Below are 20,862 nucleotides of genomic sequence, written 5' to 3'. Positions count from 1 at the left end.
TGAAACAGGTGCATCAACGCCAGGCCATGGAGATGCTGCCGAGAGGCTGATCAGCCTTCTTGGCCAAGAACTCGTGCTGACTGGACCGGACGTGGAGCGCTATTGCCGTGATTGGCATGGCGATGTGACGACCGGCGCTCTGGCCGTCCTTCGCCCGCGAGATACGCAGGAGGTGGCGGCTGCGGTACGCGCGGTGACGGCGCTTGGACTGACAATCGTCCCGCAGGGCGGCAATACCGGACTGGTGCTGGGCGCCACGCCCGACCGGCCGTCGGACCAAGTGGTCATCAGTCTCGAGCGCATGACGATGATACGCCGGATCGATCCCGATGATTTCTCCGCAGTGGTTGAGGCCGGCGTCATCCTTTCGGACTTCAAGGACCAGGTGGAGGCAGCGGGTCTTTACTTTCCTCTGGCACTTGGCGCTCAGGGCTCCTGCCGCATCGGTGGCAATGTCTCGACCAATGCCGGCGGGCTCAATGTGCTGCGCTACGGCATGATGCGGGATCTCGTGCTGGGCCTCGAAGTGGTTCTTCCAGACGGGACGATCTTCGATGGTCTCTCGACCCTGCGGAAGGACAATCGCGGTATCGACCTGAAGCAGTTGTTCATAGGAGCCGAAGGGACCCTCGGCATCGTGACCGCGGTCGCCGTCAAGCTGATGCCACCCGCCGAGAAGGTTGCAACAGCCCTGCTCGGTCTCGGCGCGCTGTCGGATGCGATCGTGCTTTATCGACGCGCGCGGCGAGAGTGTTGCGACCTCATGTCTGCCTTCGAGTTCATGCCTCCAGTTGCGTTTTCTCTTGCGCAGGAGGCCATGCCGGATCTCACCATGCCTTTGGCTGCCAATTATCCGGCTTATGTGCTGCTTGAAATTTCCGGCTCCGGCCTGGTCGATATCGATGATCTCTTGCAGCGGTTTCTCGAGGGGGTGATGGAGGACGGGCTGGTGCTCGACGGCGTGATCGCGGCCTCGCGCAGTCAGGCGCGGTCGCTCTGGATGTTCCGCGAAGGCATGAACGAGGGGCAGGCGCGACGTGGTCCGCATTTGCGGACCGATGTGTCCGTGCCGCTGTCCCGTCTCCCCGAATTCGTCGAGATGGCCGAGGCGGCACTCACAGAACGGCTGCCGGACTGCCTCTGTGTCTCCTATGGTCATGTGGGCGACGGCAATGTGCACCTCAATGTCCTGCCGCCGGCCGGTCTTGCTGCCGATGCGGTGGCTGAAAGGATCTATGCGGCAAAGGCCATCATCAATTCCGTCCTCGACCGGTTCGGCGGGTCGATCAGTGCCGAACATGGTGTCGGCCGGCTGAAGAGAAGCGATTTCCTGTCTCGTTTATCTCCGGCGCATCTCCAGTTGCTAACGCGCGTCAAGCAGGCGATCGACCCCGCTCTGATCATGAACCCCGGTTGCCAATTGAATTTCGGTACGGATTCGTGAAATACCGGAGCGGATGGCAAGGAGACCAGCAGGCATGTCGATCGACCTCGGGCAATTGAGTTTCGGACAGATCAGGCGCAGCGAGCACCTGCCTGCCCGCATTGCCGCGCAGCTTGCCGAGGAAATCAGCCAGGGTCGGCTCAAGCCCGGTGAGCGCCTGCCTACCGAACATGTGCTTGCCAAGACCCTTGGTGTCAGCCGCTCGGTCGTGCGCGAGGCGATTGCGCAGCTTCGAAACGAAGGTCTGGTCGAAACGCGGCAGGGCGTCGGTGCCTTTGTCAGCGAGCCCTCGGCCCGCCCCATCCGTATCAAGGACGGCGAGCTTTCCGAGCCTCAGAGCTTCAGGGCGCTCTTCCAGTTGCGTGTACCGCTCGAAATCGAAGCCGCGGGCCTCGCCGCCGTGCATCACACGCCTGCCGATCTCGCCCGGATCGACGAGGCTCTTGCCCGCATGACCGGCTCGGAGAAGTGGACGGAGCAGGGGATCGTCGCGGATCTTGCCTTCCACAGGGCCGTCGCCGAAGCGACGCATAACGAGTATTTCGCGCTCTTCATCGGCTTCATCGCCGAGCGGATCAGCATGGCAATCGATGCGGCACGGGAACGAGCCGTGCTCGAAGAGATCGTCGAGGTCACGATCGCCGAACACGTTCGACTGCGGAACGCGATCGCAGAGCGTGATGCTGCGGCAGCGCGGGTGGCGATGCGCGCGCACCTGCATGGCGCTGCCAGCCGTATCGACCTCAGTCTCGAACAGTTCTGAGTTTTCCTCCAAGCACGGTTTGTCCACAAGCCTGCCGGCTGGGGTAGACAGGCAGGAATTCTGACCCTATGACTTTGTCTCGAGGGTTGTCAGACATCCTGACAATAGGGCAGGGCGAATGGAGCGCCCGTGTTCGAGGACAAGGAGGAGGTCCGTCTTGCTGCAGCGTGAACGCCTGGAATCCGACTATATCCTGCCGCAGGATGCCCCCGAGGCTTTGTTGATCGGACGTGTCTGGTCCAATGCTGCCGGTGGACCTTGTCCTGTGATCCTGCGTGCAGGAGTGGTTCACGACCTGACGTCCGTCTCCCCGACGGTATCGGGCCTCTTCGAAATCGAAGAGCTTGCAGAGCATCTTGCCTCCCATCAGGATCTGCCGGCGCTCGGTACACTCGATCAATTCCTTTCCGGTGAAGCAGGGCGCCTGCTGGCACCGATCGATCTGCAGGCGGTCAAGGCGGCAGGTGTGACCTTTGCCGACAGCATGCTTGAGCGCGTGATCGAGGAACAGGCGAAAGGCGATGCCGGTCGTGCGCAGGCCATCCGCGAAAAACTCGCGCCGGTGCTGGGCGACAGTCTCCGGGGTCTCGTCGCCGGCTCAGAGCAGGCGGCCAAGGTCAAGGCTCTGCTGCAGGACATGGGGTTGTGGTCCCAGTATCTCGAAGTCGGCATCGGGCCGGATGCCGAAATATTCACCAAGGCGCAGCCGATGTCTTCCGTCACCTGTGGGGATGTCATCGGGATCCATCCGATCTCACAGTGGAACAATCCCGAGCCTGAAATCGTTCTTGCGGTTCGTTCCGACGGCAAGATCATCGGCGCGACGCTCGGCAACGACGTCAACCTGCGCGACGTCGAGGGCCGGTCGGCGCTCCTTCTCGGCAAGGCGAAAGACAACAATGCGTCCTGTTCGGTTGGGCCTTTCATCCGGCTTTTCCATGGTGGCTTCACCATCGATGTGTTGCGCAAGGTGCGCGTGTCCCTCCTGGTTCGCGGCGAAGACGGCTTCGAGATGACGGGGGAAAGTCCAATGGAAGCGATCAGCCGTGCGCCGGAGAATCTGGTTTCCCAGCTGCGCAATCGTAATCATCAATATCCCGACGGCGCCGTGCTCTTCCTCGGGACGATGTTTGCACCGGTCAAGGATCGCCGTGGTGCTGGTCTCGGCTTTACCCATGAAGTCGGAGACCGCGTGGAAATCTCCACTCCGACGCTTGGACGTCTCGTAAACTGGGTCGATCGCACCGATGCCTGCCCGGAATGGACGTTCGGAACCCGCGCGCTTTTCGAAAATCTTGCTCGCCGCGGCCTCCTGGGGAGGGGCTGAGAGATGACCAGAGCCGTCGACCTCTTTTACCGGGTTCTTGAGATTACTCTCATTCTTCTGTTGAGCGGCATGGCGATCATGGTCTTCCTGAACGTGATCCTGCGCTATGCGTTCAACTCCGGACTCACGGTGTCAGATGAGCTCTCGCGATACTTCTTTGTGTGGCTGACCTTTGTCGGTGCCGTCGTCGGCCTTCGCGAACATGGACATATGGGTGTCGAGTCTCTGGTGGCGCTGCTGGGCAAACCTGGACGGATCGTCTGCATGGTTCTGACCAATCTCCTGATCCTCGGCGTGTCCCTGCTCTTTTTCTGGGGCACTTGGAAGCAGCTGCCGATCAATGCCAGCATGAAGGCACCCGTCACCGGACTATCGATGGGCTGGGTCTATGGCATCGGATTCTTCACCGGAGGTCTCTGCAGCCTGATCGCGCTTGAACGGCTGTTTCGCATTGTCACCGGGCGAGTGACCGACGACGAGATAGCCGCCTTTGCGGGCGAACATCTCAGTGTCGAGAAGCTTGCGGAGCGCGGCTGATGACCCTTCTCGTCTTCATTGCTTCCCTGCTCGGCGCGATGGCCATCGGTGCGCCCGTCGCCTTCGCCCTGATGTTCTGCGGCGTCGCCCTCATGTGCTACATGGGGATGTTCAACAGCCAGATCATCGCCCAGAACATGATTGCAGGTGCGGACACATTTACGCTTCTTGCGATCCCCTTCTTCGTGCTGGCCGGCGAGTTGATGAATTCCGGCGGATTGTCCAAGCGGATCATCGAATTTGCGATCGCCTGCGTGGGTCATATACGCGGTGGCCTTGGTATTGTCGCCATCGTTGCGGCCATCATCATGGCCAGCATATCCGGATCGGCGGCGGCCGATACGGCGGCGCTTGCCGCCATCCTGATCCCAATGATGGCAAAGGCAGGTTATAATGTGCCCCGCTCGGCAGGACTGATTGCTTCAGGCGGCATCATCGCGCCCGTCATCCCTCCGTCCATGGCGTTCATCGTCTTCGGCGTCGCTGCCAACGTCTCGATCACCCAGCTTTTCATGGCTGGCATCGTGCCCGGCATCCTGATGGGCCTCATGCTCATCGTGACCTGGCAGCTGCTGGTCCGGAATGATGACATCAAGCCTCTGCCAAAGGCCCCCGCGAAAGACCGGCTGCGCGCCACCGGCCGTGCGGCCTGGGCGCTTGGCATGCCGGTCATCATTCTAGGGGGCATCAAGGCTGGCGTTGTCACGCCAACGGAGGCCGCGGTGATTGCTGCCGCCTATGCGCTGTTCGTCGGCATGTTCATCTATCGCGAACTGAAGCCGCGAGATTTGCCGCATGTCATCCTTCAGGCAGCGAAGACGACGTCGATCATCATGTTCCTCGTCTGCGCGGCCCTCGTATCAGCCTGGCTGATCACGGCTGCCAACATCCCCGGCGAAATCACCGGCTATATTTCACCCCTGATCGATCAGCCGAAAATGCTGATGCTGGTGATCATGATCCTGGTCCTGATCGTCGGTACGGCGCTTGATCTGACCCCGACGATCCTGATCCTGACCCCCGTCCTGATGCCGATCATCAAGCAGGCCGGGATCGATCCCGTCTATTTCGGCGTGCTTTTCATCATGAACTGCTGCATCGGGCTGATCACGCCGCCGGTTGGCGTCGTGCTCAATGTCGTGAGCGGCGTCGGGCGTGTTCCACTCGGCAAGGTCGTGACCGGCATATGGCCGTTCCTGATCGCCCAGATTCTGGTGCTTCTGCTTCTCGTTCTGTTTCCCGAGATCGTCATCGTGCCTGCACGGTGGCTGATATGACGTGACTTTTTCAATCAATCGGTATCCATGGGAGGATAACATGAGACGATATCTACTGGCGACAACTTCCCTTGCCTTCACCGTTTCGGCTGCAGCACCGGCCCTTGCAGAATTCAACGACAGGACCATCCGCGTCTCGAACGGCATCAACGCCGATCACCCGGTTGGCAATGGGATCGAGGCCATGCAGAAATGCCTTGATGAGAAGTCCGGTGGCAAGCTGAAGCTTCAGGCCTTCTGGGGCGGAGCCCTTGGTGGCGACCTCCAGGCAACGCAGGCCCTGCGTTCGGGTGTCCAGGAAGCCGTCGTGACTTCGTCCTCGCCGTTGGTCGGCATCGAGCCGGCGCTCGGCGTCTTCGATCTGCCGTTCCTCTTCACCTCTGCAGACGAGGCCTACAAGGTGCTCGATGGAGAGTTCGGGACGATGATGAACCAGAAGCTCGAGGCTGTCGGGCTCGTCAATCTCGGCTATTGGGAGAATGGTTTCCGCAATCTCTCGAACTCTGTTCGGCCCGTCACGAAGTGGGAGGACTTCGAGGGCATGAAGGTTCGCGTGATGCAGAACAACATCTTCCTCGATACCTTCCAGAACCTTGGCGCCAACGCCACGCCGATGGCGTTCGGTGAGGTGTTCTCGGCGCTGGAAACCAAGACGATCGATGCCCAGGAAAACCCTTATGTGACGATCGATACCTCGAAGTTCTTCGAGGTTCAGAAATACGTGACCGAGACCAATCACGCCTATACGCCTTTCCTCTTCCTGTTCTCCAAGGCGATCTTCGACACCTATACGCCCGAGGAACAGGCCGCGTTGCGTGAATGTGCCACGGTAGGGCGCGATGTCGAGCGCTCCGTGATTGCCGATCTCAACAAACAGTCGCTGGAGAAGATCAAGGCGGCGGGCCTTGAGGTCAATGTTCTCTCTCCGGAAGAACAGCAGCGCATCCGCGAGAAGTCGATGGTGGTCTATGAGAAACACAAGGAAACGATCGGCGCCGATGTCGTCGACAGCATCCTTGCGCAGCTCGCGGAGATCCGCAAATAACCTCCCTGGTCGTGGCTCTCAGGAGCCGCACCAGAAAAAGCCCGCAGCGGGAGACCGTTGCGGGCTTTTTGCGTTTCACTCGGGAACAGAGGGCAGGACCATATCCCTTTTCTTGAGTTGCTGCTCGCGAAAGAAGATGAACAGGCCCGAGCCGACGATCAGCGTCGCGCCGACCACCATCGTCAGTCGTGGGACCTCACCGAAGAGGAAGTATCCGAACACAACCGCCCACAGGAGCAAGGTGTATTGCAGCGGAGCGACCGTTGCAGCATCTGAGATCTTCAGCGCTCGGTTCACAAGAATGTGGGCGCTCATGGCCACGATACCGAGAAGTCCGAGCAGCATCATCTCGGAAACTGAGGTGAGTGGTGTCCAGCCGAAAGGGGCGACAAACAGGCCGACTATGGCTGCACCTCCAGTCTGAAACAGCACGAGGATCTTATCGGGCGTCCCCCTCAGGCTGCGACCGGAGAGCATCATGAAGGCAAAGGCCGCCGTTCCAACGATGGAAATCAGCGCCGGCGTAGTGAACATGGCGCTCGAGGGTTCAAGGGTGATGACGACCCCGATGAAACCCACCGCAATCGCGGTCCAGCGCCGCCAGCCCACTTTTTCGCCAAGAAGAAACGGTGCGGCTGCGGCGACGTAGATTGGGGCCGCAAGCCAGTAGGTCATGACATCCGCGAGCGGCAGGTACATGACTGCGTAATAGAAGCAAAAGAGTTCCAGCGTCGACAGAATGACCCGCAGGAGCTGAAGCCCAGGACGTTCAACCTCGAGGATCGGTTTCAGGCCGGCTGCCCATATAAATGGGGCGAGGATCAACAAAGCCGCGATGCTGCGGATCAGGATGACCTGGCCCAGACCGTAACTTGCCACCAGCCATTTACCCATGGCGTCGTTCAAGGCAAACAGCAGCATGCCGAGCAGCATGACGGCAGGGCCGGTCATGCCGGCATATCTCAATACTCCAGGTTCGGCCCGATCGGTTGCTTGCGTGCTCATGAATTGTCCGCCGATTCTCATTTCAATTGTTTATGTCATGTTGTCTGACAAGTTTGCCTTATTGTCCCATCCAGCGCCACCTCGCAAGCCGCATTGGGCTTCACTTTTTCAGTTTGCCTTTACCGAGACGAAGGCCAAACAACTTAAGTGAATCGTGAAATGAAGATATTCACGCCTAAACCTCCTGCTTTGAAACAATGGTTGCGGCTCTACTTGACCCAAAAAAGGCCCAACCAGAATTAACCGAACATTAAGCATCCGCTTTATGAGCAGTATCAACTGTGATACCCATTTTGCTCATGGGGGAATGGATCAATGTTGGTACGCGTCGCGTTTGTAGATGACCATCCGATTCTATTGGAAGGTCTTGTCAGTCTCTACCGTACAAAAGAGGATCTGGATGTCGTGGCGATGGGACACACAACCGTCGACGCCCTCAATATCCTCGAGATCCATCGTCCTGATGTGATCGTGATGGACCTGAGCATGCCAGGGGACTCTTTTGCTGCAATCGACGTAATCCTGGCATCCTACCCCGAGACGAAAGTCATCGTGTTTACAGCTTCAAGCGCGATTCAGCCCGCCGTCGAACTGATCGAGGCAGGCATCAGCGGTTATGTTCTCAAGGGCTCGTCCTCTTCAGACCTGCATAACGCCATTATCACGGCCTTTAATGGCGAGACCTACATCACGCCGGGATTTGCGACAAAGGTCATCGTCTCGATGAAGACCGCGGAGCTGCGCCGAAAGACGCAGCAGCCGGAGCGGTTGCATCACCGCGAAGAGCAGATCGTGAGCGGTCTGTTGAAAGGGCTGACAAACCGCGAAATCGGACAAAGCCTCAACATCAGCGAAAAGACCGTGAAGCACTACATGACGTCCCTGATGAACAAGCTCAGCGTCCGTAACCGCGTCGAACTGGTTATCGCGGTCAAGAATCGCACTTCGCCACGTGACCGCTTGGCAAGCTGAGCACCATCTCTTTGCAATCCTGTCGCTCGGATACCTAGTGTCACCCTGACAGACCAGGGTGTCAGTCCACGATGCCGATCGGCAAGCTGGCAACGGCGAACGAGCCGTTTTTCCTTGGAAAGTAACGCATGCGCCCGCCGAAGTTCCGGATTCGCCGCTTTTGGCTGATCTTGCCCAGTCTTGCGCGCTGAACTTCCCGCTTCGATGACAGGACCGGCCGCTCGCCGATATCGATAACCGCGATGAATAGGCGCCCACGCTTGAAGCTGTAGCGCACGAGATGGGTATTGCTGTTGGCATGACGATAGCTGTTCATCAGGCCTTCCAGCACAAAGCGGTAGATGCAGATCGACAGGTCCGGGATTCTCAGGTCGAGGCCAGCACTGCCCACGAGCATCGTCTCCCGCCCGGTGATCTCGAGATAGCGTTTGACCGCCAGTTGAACGGCTTCGTCGATGGTGGCTTCTTCGAGTTCCGGAAGAATCAGGCCCGCCGACAGATTGCGCACCTCATCAAGGATATTGCTTACCAGATCCATGATCTTGGAAAGCGCGTCGCGCACCGGTGGTGTTATGTCCGGGCTCGGCATGGTCAGGTCGCTCAGGCGCAGCTTGACCAAGGTCAACAGCTGGACTGACCCATCATGCAGGTCGGCGCCGATCTGATCGAGAATTCGCTCGTTGAGCTTGCCAGCTTCGACGCGGGCATTGTCCGCCAGAAGGCGTAGTCGATTGTTTTCGATCGAAAGCTCTATGGCGTTGCGAAGGCTCTCTCGCAATGTCTTTCTCTGTTCCTCGATCAGTCTCGCGCCCTTGCGCACCACCAGATACAAAAGTGATAGCATGGGCACGGCCAGCAGGAAGACACCCGCCATGGAGGTGAGGCGTGTCTCGGCTATCTGGCGGCGCAGGATTTCTGATTCCTCGTAGATCTCGCCAGCCAGCAAGACTGTTCCGTCTGCTGCTCTCACCAAAGGTCCGTAGATCTCCAGGAGGGGCTCGGATATCTCCTCCTCGCTGTATTCGTGTTTTGCTTCGGTGGTCCTTGAAACTACGACTTCGCCCGCGAGGGCCAGAGCGAGTTCTTTGAACAGAACCGGCTTTTCATTCATGTCATTCGCGGGGTAAAGCTGGCGCCCGTCTGCGGCCCAGATCTTGATGTTGCGTATCCTTTGACCTTCGGGACCCTGCCCGATCAGCGCAGAAATCCTATTCTGCAGATCCTCGCCAAATCCCGCCTCGCCGCCTTCGACATCCTTGATGAGAGGGGCGATCAGTATCTGCATTCGCACTGCGCTCGCAGAGCCGGCTGCGTTCAAGGCGGCCCTCTCAACCTGCGCAGCCGCGAAGACGCTCACCCCGGTCATCAGGCCAAAAACGATCAGCGATGCGGCGATCAGGAATTGCGCCGATAGCGACAGGGATTCGAGTTTTCTCCACAGGCGACTTGCCAACGATAGTGTCGACTTCTCGATATCAATTTTCATTGAATTTCAGTTTTGCCCTCAACCGGAGGGTATCGGATCCGAGCATGAGTTCCCCCGTTCGGCGTGACTTCGCAGTATAGGTCCCCCACCCCTCCATTTTTTCAGCGCTTCTATTGATGCACGCTGACGGTGAACATGTCGACAGAGGTCTGGCGAAGTTCAGACAAAGGTCTGAACTTATTTTGGACTTTGATCCGACACTTTGCGGGACCATGTTCCCTTCCGATTTTGGGGGTTTATGCGACGCTGGAGCCTGAGAAATCCCTGGCAAAAAGTAGCAGGGACGTGAGCAGCGGAGGCGGGGTTTCCCCGAAAGAGGCATGGTCCAGGTCAACAAGCACGATCTCGAATTCATCCTGCGGCAGATCAAGATCGCCGAAGCGAACTCGATTGCGCATTCCACGACGAACGCTAGGCCGCTTACCGACATCTGGGTCGACGAGCTTGGCAATGTCGTGCCGCAGGGGACCCCCGGCGCGACACTCGCGATCAGCGCCGAGCACGTTCCTTACGGTCTGCGCACCGTCGACGGCAGCTTCAACAATCTCGGTGCAGGCCGCGATAAATGGGGTGCGGTCGATCAGCCGTTCCTCGATCTGCTCGGAGACGAATGGCGGGTGTCGGATGGCGACACGTTCCAGCTCCGCACTGGCGCAAACAGCTTCACCACAATCGGCGGCGCCTACAATCCGACCGGTGCTGTCGCCGATGCCGATCCGCGACTGATCTCGAACCTGATCGTCGACCAGACCCTGTCGAATCCCGCGGCGATTTACACAGCCCTCGTGCAGGCAGGCTTTACGGGCGACCTGATGGCTGCGGTTAATGCGATCAGAGCGGACTTTGCCGATGCCTTGCAACAAGTCACGCCTGCAAGCGACGCTCCGTTTAAAACCGATGCGGTTTTGATCGCCGAGGCCACAAAGTTGGTCGCTCCGGTGATCGAGAGCGAATACGGGATCAAGTTCGATGGTCCCTCCATCCTCATCGAAAATGTCGCGCCTGACGAGGGCCTCTCGGCTCCTTACAATTCCTGGTTCACGCTGTTTGGCCAGTTCTTCGACCACGGCCTTGACCTGGTCCAGAAGGGCGGCAACGAGAAAATCTACATTCCGCTGGCGCCGGACGATCCGCTTTATGTGCCCGGCAGCTTCACGAACTACATGGTGCTGACGCGCGCACCACAGCAGCCGCTCAACCTGACAACGCCGTTCGTCGACCAGAACCAGACTTACTCCTCGATCGCCTCCAAGCAGCTTTTCCTGCGTGAATACAAGCTGGTGGACGGCAAGCCGATGGCAACGGGCCACCTGCTAGAGGGAGCAAAGGGGATCGCAACCTGGGCGGAGGTCAAGGCGCAAGCTCGCGACATTCTCGGGATCAACCTGACTGACGAGTATGTGGGTTCCGTGCCGCTGTTCCGGATGGATGCGTATGGCGAATTCGTTCGCGGCCCGAACGGTTTCCCATTGCTTGAAACCTCGTCAGGCCTCGTCGAAGGCAGACCCGGTACGGCTGCAATCAGCCTTGCAAATGCCGTTCTGACAAACCACGCCTTCCTCGACGATATCGCGCACCTCGCAGTGCCCGTCGTGGTGAACGGAGCACTTGCTCCGGATGGCGACGTTGCCAAGCGGGACCCTGTCACTGGAGAGCTGGTCCTCGATCAGGATAGGAAGCCAGTTGATGGCATCGGGCTGAAGAATGCGGACGGCACATCGCCAATCCCGAACGGCCGAGGACAATACTCCGTCTATGACAACGAGCTCCTCGATGCACATTTCGTCACGGGCGACGGTCGCGGTAATGAAAACATCGGCCTGACTGCCGTTCACCATATTTTCCACTCCGAGCACAACCGCATCGTCGAACAGGTCAAGGAACAGGCGATTGCGGCGGCTCAGAACGGTGATTTCGCCTTCCTGAACGAATGGCTTGCGACAGATATCCAGTCGCTGCCAGGTGGCAATCTCGCGGCCATCAAGGCCGCGCTTAACTGGGACGGTGAGCGCCTTTTCCAGGCTGCTCGCTTCACCACGGAAATGCAGTACCAGCACCTCGTCTTTGAGGAGTTTGCACGCAAAATCCAGCCGGACGTCGACGCCTTCGTGTTCAACCCGTCAATGGACATCAACCCGGCAATCTTTGCCGAGTTCGCGCATGTGGTCTATCGCTTCGGCCATTCGATGCTGAACGAGACGGTGGACAGCGTGAGCGCCAACGGGACCAAGTCCTCCATGGATCTCTTCACCGCGTTCCTCAACCCGACCGCCTATGCGCCCGGGCAGATCACGGCGGACCAGGGTGCCGGTGCCGTTATCCGCGGCATGACCGGTCAGGTCGGCAACGAGATCGACGAATTCGTCACGGACGTCCTGCGCAACCACCTGGTCGGCATTCCGCTCGACCTTGCCGCGCTCAACATCGCTCGCGGTCGTGAGACCGGTATTCCGAGCCTGAACGCCGCTCGTGCGCAGTTCAAGGCAATCGCAAACGGCGATACGCAGCTCGACCCCTACAAGAACTGGGTCGATTTCGGGATGAACCTGAAGAACCCGGCTTCGATCGTCAACTTCATCGCCGCCTATGGTACGCATGAGTCTATCACGACGATCGAAGATCCTGCACTGATAACTGAAACCAATCCCAAAGGTGTCCGGCCAACGACCCTCGAAGAAAAGCGTGACGCTGCCATGAAACTGGTCTTCGGTGGCACGGGAGCACCGGCCGACCGTCTGGACTTCCTCAATGGTACCGGCGCCTACACCAATCTCGGCGGTCTGAACGACGTCGACCTCTGGATCGGCGGCCTGGCCGAAAAGAAGATGGCCTTCGGCGGCATGCTGGGCTCGACCTTCTCCTTCGTCTTCGAGCTACAGCTCGAAAATCTGCAGAACGGCGACCGCTTCTACTATCTGTCGCGTACCCAGGGTCTAAACCTTCTCAACGAACTGGAAGCCAATTCCTTCGCTGAAATGGTCATGCGCAACAGTGATATCGGTCAGTCGGGTTATGCCGTTCCAGGCGACATCTTCTCCGTGCCGGACCACGTTCTCTACGTCGACAAGACGGAGCAGACGAAGTGGGGATACGTCGATCCGACGGGTACCGATCCCTTCCAGAATGCGCTGGCACCTGTGGTCGAACGTGGAGCCAATTTCATCAAGTACAATGGCAACGACCATGTGTTGATCCAGGGTACCAACAAGGACGATACGATCGTTGCCGGTGGCGGTGACGACACGGTCTGGGGCCGTGGCGGCAATGACCGCATCGAAGCGGGCTACGGCGTCGACAAGATCCATGGTGGTGAGGGCGATGACATCATCACGAACTCGGGGACCGATATCGGCGAGACCGACTTCCTGATGGGTGAAGAAGGCAATGACGTCGTGCATGGCGGCTCTGGCCTGGCGCTGGTCTTCGGCAACCAGGGCTCTGACGTCCTGATCGCTGGCCCCGACGGCAAGGAAATGTTCGGCGGCGAAGGCGACGACTTCATGCTTGGCGGTGAAGGCGGCGACTTCCTGCTCGGCAACGAAGGCGACGACTGGATCGAAGGCGGCAACGGTTTCGACACGACGGCCGGCGACAATTCCGAGTTGTTCTTCAACTCGACGATCATCGGCCACGACGTCATGTTTGCTGGTCAGAACGAGCATGACTTCGACGCCGAATCCGGCGACGACATCATGGTGCAGGGCGAAAGCGTCATGCGCAATGAAGGCATGTGGGGCTACGACTGGGCGATCTACAAGGGCAATACCGAAAATGCCGATGCGGATCTGACCAAGCCTATCTTCACCACCGACCAGCAGGACATTCTGCGCAACCGCTTCGACGCTGTCGAAGGATTGTCGGGTTACAAGCAGAACGACGTACTGCGCGGCGACAATCGGGCAACCGCCTTCGCGACGACGCCGGATCCCGAAGCCGAGCCGGGTGCAAATCTGGCCGGCGCCGAGAACACCATGGTCAAGCACCACCTCAGCCAGGCCGGTATCGATCGGATCGCCGGTCTGCGTGAACTGTTGGGCAATCTTGTCCAGAACACGACGACCGTGGGCGAAGCCGCCCGCGAAGCTGAAATCGCCTTCGACGACGGCAACATCCTGCTCGGCGGTGGTGGCAGCGACCTGATCGAGGGGCGCGGCGGTGACGACGTGATCGACGGGGACGCATGGCTCAACGTTCGCATCCGCATCACGACGACACCGGGCGGACCTGTATATACGGCAGACAGTCTGGCAGGACCGGTCTATCTCCAGTCTCAACTCGTCAACGGCGAAATCCCGGCCGATACAGCGCCTGCCTTCGGTGGCATGGCACTTTCAGACCTGCTGCTTGAACGGGTGGTCACACCCGGCCAGATGAAGATCGTTCGCGAAATCGTCAACGGCGGCAAGACTGGTGATGTCGACGTCGCCGTCTACTCGGATGTCCGGGCCAACTACTCTTTCGTCCGCAACGCGGACGGCAGCGTTACGGTCACCCATGTGAACGTTGATCCAGACGGTACGCTTGGGCTCGTTACTTCCGACGGCACCGACCGCATCAGGAACATCGAGGTGCTGCGCTTTGCCGATGGAGACGTGTCGCTGGCGAATGTCCTGAACCGTGCGCCCGAGATCACCTCTAATGGCGGCGCTGCGACGGCCTCAATTTCGCGGCCGGAAAACGCCACTGTCGTCACCACCGTGACGGCAGCCGATCCGGATGCCGGCCAGGTGTTGACCTATTCGATCACCGGTGGGGCCGATGCCGCACTGTTCTCGGTCGATGCGAACACGGGTGTACTCTCGTTCCGTGCGCCTCCGAACTTCGAAGCTCCCACTGATGCTGGCGGCAACAACGTCTATGACGTGGTTGTCGAGGTTTCCGATGGCATCGCGGTTGACTCCCAGGCTTTGGCTGTCACCGTGACCAACGCGCAGGAAGGTCAGAGCGGCGCTCCTGTGATTTCGGATCTCACGCCGACCCGGCCCCAGCAATTGTCCGTCAATACAGCGGGTATCGCCGATCCAGATGGCCTCGGTGCTTTTGCGTACCAGTGGCAAGTGTCGACCAACAATGGGGCGACTTGGGGCAATATCGCGGCTGCCACCGCGTCGACGTTTACGCCAGTTGCGGCTCAGGTCGGCAATTTGCTGCGCGTTCAGGTCACGTACACCGATGGCGCCGGTGCGCTGACGACGGTGACCTCCGCACCGACCACCCCCGTGGGCGACACGATCAGCGGCAGCGTCTTGAACAACAATCTCATCGGCACTGCCGGTGACGACATTATCGCCGGTAATGGTGGCAATGACACGATCAGCGCTGGCGCTGGCGATGACATCATTAGCTGGACGGTGGACAATCCGACCCTGTTCCTGGGCATACCGGTGTTTACCCGTACTGATGGTCGCGACTTCATTGATGGTGGCGCGGGCACGAATGACACTTTCATCGTCAACGGCAACAATACGGCAGAGACCTATCGTGTCTATGCCCGTGCAGACTGGCTTGCGCTGACCGGCCGCACGGTTGACAACGCCAACACCGAGATCGTGATCACCCGCAATGGCACCGGCAATGGCAATGTGATCGCCGAGCTCGACAACATCGAGGAAATCATCATCAATACCGGTCCGGGCAACGATCTGGTTATCCCGATCGGTAACTTCAACCCGACCAGCCTGAACTTTAATACGATCACGATCGAAGGCTCCGAAGGCAACGACACGGTCAACATTTCGGATCTGTCCTCTGCGCACCGCATCCTGTTCCGCTCCGCCGGAGGCCAGGATACGATCATCGGTACTCTGCGTGCGCAGGATGTCGTCGAGATCCCCGTAGGCGCGAATCCGACCGACTATGCGCTGACGGAAAATGGCGACGGAACGAAAACGCTGTCGAACGGGGCGCACTCGATCACCTTCTCGGGCGAGGTTCCGAAGCTTGCCCCGCCCAGCGATCACGGGGTCGAAAACCCCGGCCCGATCCCTGGACCCGCAGGTGCCTTCGAATATACGGCGCGTGACATCCAGGGCATCACCAACCTTCTCAAGGGTCTTCCGGCCTTTGAGGGAGATGATGATACAGTAGGTGCTGGCGGCGTCCGTGATCTCTCGGGCAACGGCAACAATATCGACAATCCGACCTTCGGCTCGGCGGACGAGCCCTTCATCCGCCTGACCGAAGCCCGTTATGGTGCCGGTGTCGAGCTGGATGGCCAAGGCAATATCATCAACCGAGCCCTCAACCCGATCTTCGACGGGCTCGACCCACGTGCGATCTCCAATGCCATCGGTGCACAGGAGGCAAACCTGCCGAAGGCGCCGAATGACGCCAATATCTTCTTCATGGCCTTCGGTCAGTACTTCGACCACGGTCTCGACTTCCTGCCGAAGGGTGGGGCCGGCAAGGTGATCATCGACGGTGCGGACATTCCCGGACCGACGGCGGCTAACTTCACCGATCTCACCCGCGGTTCATTGGCGAGCCAGCTGCAATCGGCGAGTGATACGCCGGAGCATCTGAACAAGACCTCGCCCTATGTCGATCAGAATCAGGTCTATGGTTCCAACGCGATCGTGGGCCAGTTCCTGCGCGAAAGCGATGGGGCGGGCGGTGTCGGTTCTCGCATCCTGATGGGGCCGGAAGATCCGTCGGCTCCGGGCTTCCAGCTGATGTCTACGCTGCGGGAGCTTCTCGACCATCACCGCGGGGCCCAAACCGTCTTCGAGGGCCTGGGCCTCGGTGCCGGCAAGACCCTTATGGAATACTATCCGACGCTGTGGACGCAGGCCGGTGGCTACAACATGACCGTTGTCCGGGAACTTGCCGGGAACTTCATGGGCTCGAGCCACGCGCTCCTTCTCGACGCCAATCCGATGATCAGCCCGCTCGATCACTATATCGGTGGCGACGGTCGTGCGAACGAGAACTTCACGCTGACCTCGATGCACACCATCTGGGCCCGCAACCACAACTTCCATGTTGATAAGTTGCAGGCTGCAGGCTTCGAAGGGACACCGGAAGAGCTCTTCCAGGCTGCCAAGATGGTCAACGAGGCTGAATATCAGCGCGTCGTGTTCACGGAGTTTGCCGATGCCCTGATCGGCGGCATCCAGGGCAATGGCAGCCACGGTTTCGAAGCCTATAACGATCAGGCGACCGCGAGTATCAGCCACGAGTTTGCTGCGGCCGTCTACCGCATCGGCCACTCGCTGATCGGCGATACGATCACGGTCAAGGGAGCAAACGGGCAGAACGTCTCGGTCAACCTGTTCGACGCCTTCCTGAACCCGACCAACGACGTGTTCACGGAGAGCGAACTGGCGGCACTGAGGGCCAGAGGCTATGATCCGAAGCCTGGCTACGAGCAGCTCGGCACCGGCGCGATCCTGTCGGGTATCGTCGAGCAGCCGGCGGAAGACGTGGACTTCAACGTCGTCAACGCGGTCCGCAATGACCTCGTTCGGATCCGGGCCGATCTCTTTGCCTTCAACGTGGCGCGTGGTCGTGATGTGGGTCTCGGCACACTCAATCAGGTCAAGGCCGATCTCAAAGCTTCGACCGACCCCTATATCAAGTTCGCAGTCGAATTCCTGGAAGCGAATGGCGGTTCGATGAACCCCTATTCGAGCTGGCAGGACTTCCAGCAGCGCAACGGTCTCAGCGATGTCGTGCTTGCACAGTTCATCGCCGCCTATCCGGACCTCGTGCTGCAGGCTGACCAGATTGCCGCCTTTAAGGCGATCAACGGCAATATCGTGACTGTCCAGCAGGACGGTACGGGCCTGGTCAAGGGCATCGACCGTGTCGATCTCTGGGTCGGTGGTCTTGCCGAGAAGCACTTCAATGGCGGCATGGCCGGCGATACGTTCTGGGTCGTCCTGCACGAGCAATTCGATCGCCTGCAGGAAGCCGACCGCTTCTATTATCTGGAGCGTTTCGACAACTTTGATCTGTATGAAAACTTCATCGATGGCCAGGGCTTCTCGGACATTGTTGCCCGTAACACCGGTCTCACCGGCTTGCCGGAAGACATCTTCTCCTCCGACCTCGAAGACGGCGCCAATGGCGACGGCGCGGGTGAAGGTGACGACAATGGTAACGGGGATGGCGATGGCGACGGCGATGGCCAGACTGGCGGCGGCGACACCGGCGGAGACGACGGTGGCATCGACAATGGCGGGGACAACGGCGAAGGCGGCGAAGACGAAGGCGACGATGATGGCTCTTCGGATGGCGATGGTGAAGGGGACGGCAGTGGCGAGGACGATGGTGCCGGTGCCGGCTCTGGCAATGGTTCCGGTAGCGGCTCAGGCACAGGTGGCGGCACAACGCCGACCCCGGTTCCGGTGGCAGCCCTGACACTGATCGGCACGGCTTCTGCGGACGCTCTGCTTGGTGCTGGTGGCAACGACACGATCCTTGGCGGTGCGGGCACCGATGTGCTGGTCGGTCAGGCTGGTTCGGACATCCTTCGCGGCGAGGATGGCGATGACGTGATCACCGGCGGTGACGGTGACGACTTCATCAATGCTGGTCTCGGCGACGACGAGGTTCATGCCGGAGAAGGCAAGGATATCGTGTTCGGCGGTGCAGGTTCCGACCAGATCTTCGCGGGTGCTGGAAACGACACGATCGAAGGCGGTGCGGGTGATGACAGGATCTGGGCCGGCGACGGCAATGACACGGTCATCGCCACGGCCAATGACGGCAACGATACCTACTACGGCGAAGCGGGCATCGACACGCTCGACTATGCCGCAAGCAGTGCCAACCTGACGGTCGACCTCGGCAATGGCTTCAACCAGCGCGGCTCGGTTTCCGGCGGCACGACGGGCTCAGATACGTTCTACGGCTTCGAGAACTTCGTCGGCGGCTCCGGCCACGACAAGATCACCGCGTCGATGGCGGTCAACATCATCGATGGCGGACTTGGCGACGATGTCTTCAAGTTCACCTCGGCGGCGTCGGCCAATGGCGACACGATCTACGGCTTCCAGACCGGTGACCGGATCGACTTTACCGGCATGGGAGCGATGAAGCTTGAAGCAGGCCAGACGATCGATGCGATCGGCGACGTGACCATCACGCACGAGATGCGCGACGGCGAGGAGTTCACTGTGATCCGGGGCAATACCCAAGGGGACAACGCCGCGGACTTTGAACTCTCGCTGCATGGCCGTCACAACCTGACGATCAACGACTTCCTCGGCGTGTCCTGAGGACTGCATGGCAGAACTGCCGGCCCGGCGGGGCCGGCAGAGATAGTTTCGGTGGGGGAAGCCATGAACAAGCAGTCGAACTACAAGCTTTCGGGGATAGGCCTGGTGACGGGTTTCGTCTTCGGTCTGTCGGGGATCATCAATATCCTGGCGCTGACCGGCGCCTTCTACATGCTGCAGATCTATGATCGCGCGTTAACCAGCGGCAGCATCCCAACGCTCATCTGGCTGTCGGTGATCGCCGTCGGCCTCTATCTGTTCCAGGGGGTGTTCGACATCCTGCGGTCGCAGATGCTTGTGCGTTTCGGATCGAATGTCGACCGGAAGATCGCCCCGCTCGTGCACCGGGTGGTGATCGACATGCCGCGCTTCGGCTATTCCTCGGCGGAAGCCTCCGAGCGGGGGCGCGACGTGGATACGGTCCGCGGCTTCCTGTCAGGGGCGGGACCGGTCGCGCTTTTCGACCTGCCTTGGATACCGGTCTATCTGGTCTTCGTCTGGATGCTGCATCCGGTACTCGGCATGCTGACACTCGGGGGAGCCGCCTTCCTTGCATGTCTGACGATCGCGGCCGAGCTTCTCTCGCGTCGTCACGCAAAGGAGATGACGCGGGCGGCGATCCAGCGCAACAACGTTTCGGACAACCATGTCCGCAACGGCGATATCCTTTATTCGATGGGCATGACAGACCGGGCGATCGACCGGTTCGAAAGCGCCAATCGCCGCCATCTCGAAACCCAGACCGCGACCTCAGACATCGCCGGCACCTTTGCCGGGATCTCCAAGGTGTTGCGCATGATGCTGCAGTCCGCAACGCTCGGGCTTGGCGCCTATCTCACCATGAAGGGCGAGATGTCGGCCGGCGCGATCATTGCGTCCTCGATCGTTACCGGTCGGGCGCTTGCACCTGTCGATCAGGCGATCGCCCAGTGGAAGGGCGTGATCTCGGCGCGCCGATCCTGGGCACGCATCAAGGATACGCTCGCCGTACTCGACCGCCCGCCTACACAATTCGATTTGCCGGCCCCAAGCGAGGACCTCGTCGTCGAGGGCATGACGACGGTCGCCCCCACGACCGGTACCGTTCTCCTGAGCGATGTCTCCTTCAAGCTCACAGCCGGTCAGGCGCTGGCGCTGATCGGCCCGTCGGGCGGTGGCAAGACCACACTTGCGCGTTCGCTGCTCGGTATCTGGCCGCTTCTGCGCGGCTCGGTGCGCGTCGATGGCGCCGACCTCAAGCAGTGGCCAACCCGCTTCTTCACCGAGAATGTCGGCTATCTGCCGCAGGAAGTGGCGCTGCTCGACGGAACGGTTGCCGATAACATTGCGCGCTTCGACCCGGATGCGGATGCCAAGATGATCTTCCGCGCCGCGCGCGCAGCCGGTATCCACGATCTGATCGTGCGGCTGCCGAATGGCTACCAGACGCAGATCGGCGCGGGCGGCCAGTCGCTGTCGGCCGGCCAGCGTCAGCGCATCGCGCTGGCACGGGCGCTTTACGGCGATCCCTTCCTGGTGGTGCTCGACGAGCCCAACTCCAATCTCGATGCCGAGGGGGAGGAGGCGCTGATGAAGGCGATCGTCAAGGTGCGCGAGCGTGGTGGGATCGTCGTCATCGTGGCGCATCGTCCGAGCGTGCTGCAGGCCGTCGACATGGTCGGCGTCGTCCAGGGCGGCAAGCTCATCTCGTTCGGTCCGAAGGAGGATATCATCAAGGTTCCGGCGAACACGCAGGAGAAGCCGCTTCGGCCGACACGCGTCATGCCGATCGCGGCGGAGTAAATC

The 20,862-nt window shown here is 59.9% G+C and carries 11 protein-coding genes; 9 read left to right on the top strand and 2 right to left on the bottom strand.

Going from position 1 to position 20,862, the window contains the following annotated elements; translation table 11 throughout:
• Positions 1-46 precede the first annotated feature (46 nt).
• The 6 genes from H6M51_RS19565 (at position 47) to H6M51_RS19540 (ending at position 6,393) form a co-directional block, all read left to right on the top strand.
• Positions 47-1,444, top strand: coding sequence for an FAD-binding oxidoreductase (locus H6M51_RS19565; protein ID WP_185811544.1), 1,398 nt, complete (start codon positions 47-49; stop codon positions 1,442-1,444).
• Positions 1,445-1,478: 34 nt separating this feature from the next.
• On the top strand, positions 1,479-2,207 hold the full coding sequence (locus H6M51_RS19560) for a FadR/GntR family transcriptional regulator (RefSeq protein WP_185811478.1): 729 nt from the start codon (positions 1,479-1,481) through the stop codon (positions 2,205-2,207).
• Positions 2,208-2,367: 160 nt separating this feature from the next.
• Complete coding sequence (locus H6M51_RS19555) at positions 2,368-3,534, top strand: fumarylacetoacetate hydrolase family protein (protein ID WP_407073603.1); 1,167 nt, start codon at positions 2,368-2,370, stop codon at positions 3,532-3,534.
• 3 nt (positions 3,535-3,537) lie between these two features.
• Positions 3,538-4,071, top strand: coding sequence for a TRAP transporter small permease (locus tag H6M51_RS19550; RefSeq protein WP_185811476.1), 534 nt, complete (start codon positions 3,538-3,540; stop codon positions 4,069-4,071).
• A complete protein-coding gene (locus tag H6M51_RS19545) occupies positions 4,071-5,348 on the top strand; it encodes a TRAP transporter large permease (RefSeq protein WP_185811475.1) in 1,278 nt (425 codons plus the stop codon). The genes H6M51_RS19550 and H6M51_RS19545 overlap by 1 nt, the downstream gene beginning before the upstream one ends.
• 40 nt (positions 5,349-5,388) lie before the next feature.
• The gene (locus H6M51_RS19540) at positions 5,389-6,393 is read left to right on the top strand and encodes a TRAP transporter substrate-binding protein (RefSeq protein ID WP_185811474.1); all 1,005 of its coding nucleotides are present in this window, start codon (positions 5,389-5,391) and stop codon (positions 6,391-6,393) included.
• A gap of 75 nt (positions 6,394-6,468) precedes the next feature.
• Here the strand turns inward: H6M51_RS19540 and H6M51_RS19535 are convergent, their stop codons facing one another.
• A complete protein-coding gene (locus tag H6M51_RS19535) occupies positions 6,469-7,344 on the bottom strand; it encodes a DMT family transporter (RefSeq protein ID WP_185811543.1) in 876 nt (291 codons plus the stop codon).
• Positions 7,345-7,713: 369 nt separating this feature from the next.
• On the opposite strand from H6M51_RS19535, the gene H6M51_RS19530 reads away from it, so the two are divergent.
• Positions 7,714-8,370: a response regulator transcription factor gene (locus tag H6M51_RS19530; RefSeq protein WP_185811473.1), complete on the top strand. Its 657-nt coding sequence runs from the start codon at positions 7,714-7,716 to the stop codon at positions 8,368-8,370.
• Positions 8,371-8,431: 61 nt separating this feature from the next.
• Here H6M51_RS19530 and H6M51_RS19525 read toward each other — a convergent pair whose 3' ends face one another.
• On the bottom strand, positions 8,432-9,856 hold the full coding sequence (locus tag H6M51_RS19525; RefSeq protein ID WP_185811472.1) for a sensor histidine kinase: 1,425 nt from the start codon (positions 9,854-9,856) through the stop codon (positions 8,432-8,434).
• A gap of 320 nt (positions 9,857-10,176) precedes the next feature.
• Here H6M51_RS19525 and H6M51_RS19520 point away from each other — a divergent pair, with 320 nt between their 5' ends.
• Both H6M51_RS19520 and H6M51_RS19515 read left to right on the top strand, forming a co-directional pair.
• Complete coding sequence (locus tag H6M51_RS19520; protein WP_185811471.1) at positions 10,177-19,077, top strand: peroxidase family protein; 8,901 nt, start codon at positions 10,177-10,179, stop codon at positions 19,075-19,077.
• Between the two features lie 63 nt (positions 19,078-19,140).
• A complete protein-coding gene (locus tag H6M51_RS19515; RefSeq protein ID WP_185811470.1) occupies positions 19,141-20,859 on the top strand; it encodes a type I secretion system permease/ATPase in 1,719 nt (572 codons plus the stop codon).
• Positions 20,860-20,862: the final 3 nt, after the last annotated feature.

The organism is Rhizobium sp. AQ_MP, assembly GCF_014237835.1.
GTDB lineage: Bacteria > Pseudomonadota > Alphaproteobacteria > Rhizobiales > Rhizobiaceae > Allorhizobium.
Note: the sequence above shows the minus strand (reverse complement) of the source record. Positions and strands in the feature narration are given on the sequence as shown.

Bases quoted from the DNA above. Each gene is read 5' to 3' on its own strand.
- H6M51_RS19560 (WP_185811478.1), top strand. From the start codon at position 1,479: ATGTCGATCGACCTCGGGCAATTGAGTTTCGGACAGATCAGGCGCAGC.
- H6M51_RS19550 (WP_185811476.1), top strand. From the start codon at position 3,538: ATGACCAGAGCCGTCGACCTCTTTTACCGGGTTCTTGAGATTACTCTC.
- H6M51_RS19545 (WP_185811475.1), top strand. From the start codon at position 4,071: ATGACCCTTCTCGTCTTCATTGCTTCCCTGCTCGGCGCGATGGCCATC.
- H6M51_RS19540 (WP_185811474.1), top strand. From the start codon at position 5,389: ATGAGACGATATCTACTGGCGACAACTTCCCTTGCCTTCACCGTTTCG.
- H6M51_RS19535 (WP_185811543.1), bottom strand. From the start codon at position 7,344: ATGACCGGCCCTGCCGTCATGCTGCTCGGCATGCTGCTGTTTGCCTTG.
- H6M51_RS19530 (WP_185811473.1), top strand. From the start codon at position 7,714: ATGTTGGTACGCGTCGCGTTTGTAGATGACCATCCGATTCTATTGGAA.
- H6M51_RS19525 (WP_185811472.1), bottom strand. From the start codon at position 9,856: ATGAAAATTGATATCGAGAAGTCGACACTATCGTTGGCAAGTCGCCTG.
- H6M51_RS19520 (WP_185811471.1), top strand. From the start codon at position 10,177: ATGGTCCAGGTCAACAAGCACGATCTCGAATTCATCCTGCGGCAGATC.
- H6M51_RS19515 (WP_185811470.1), top strand. From the start codon at position 19,141: ATGAACAAGCAGTCGAACTACAAGCTTTCGGGGATAGGCCTGGTGACG.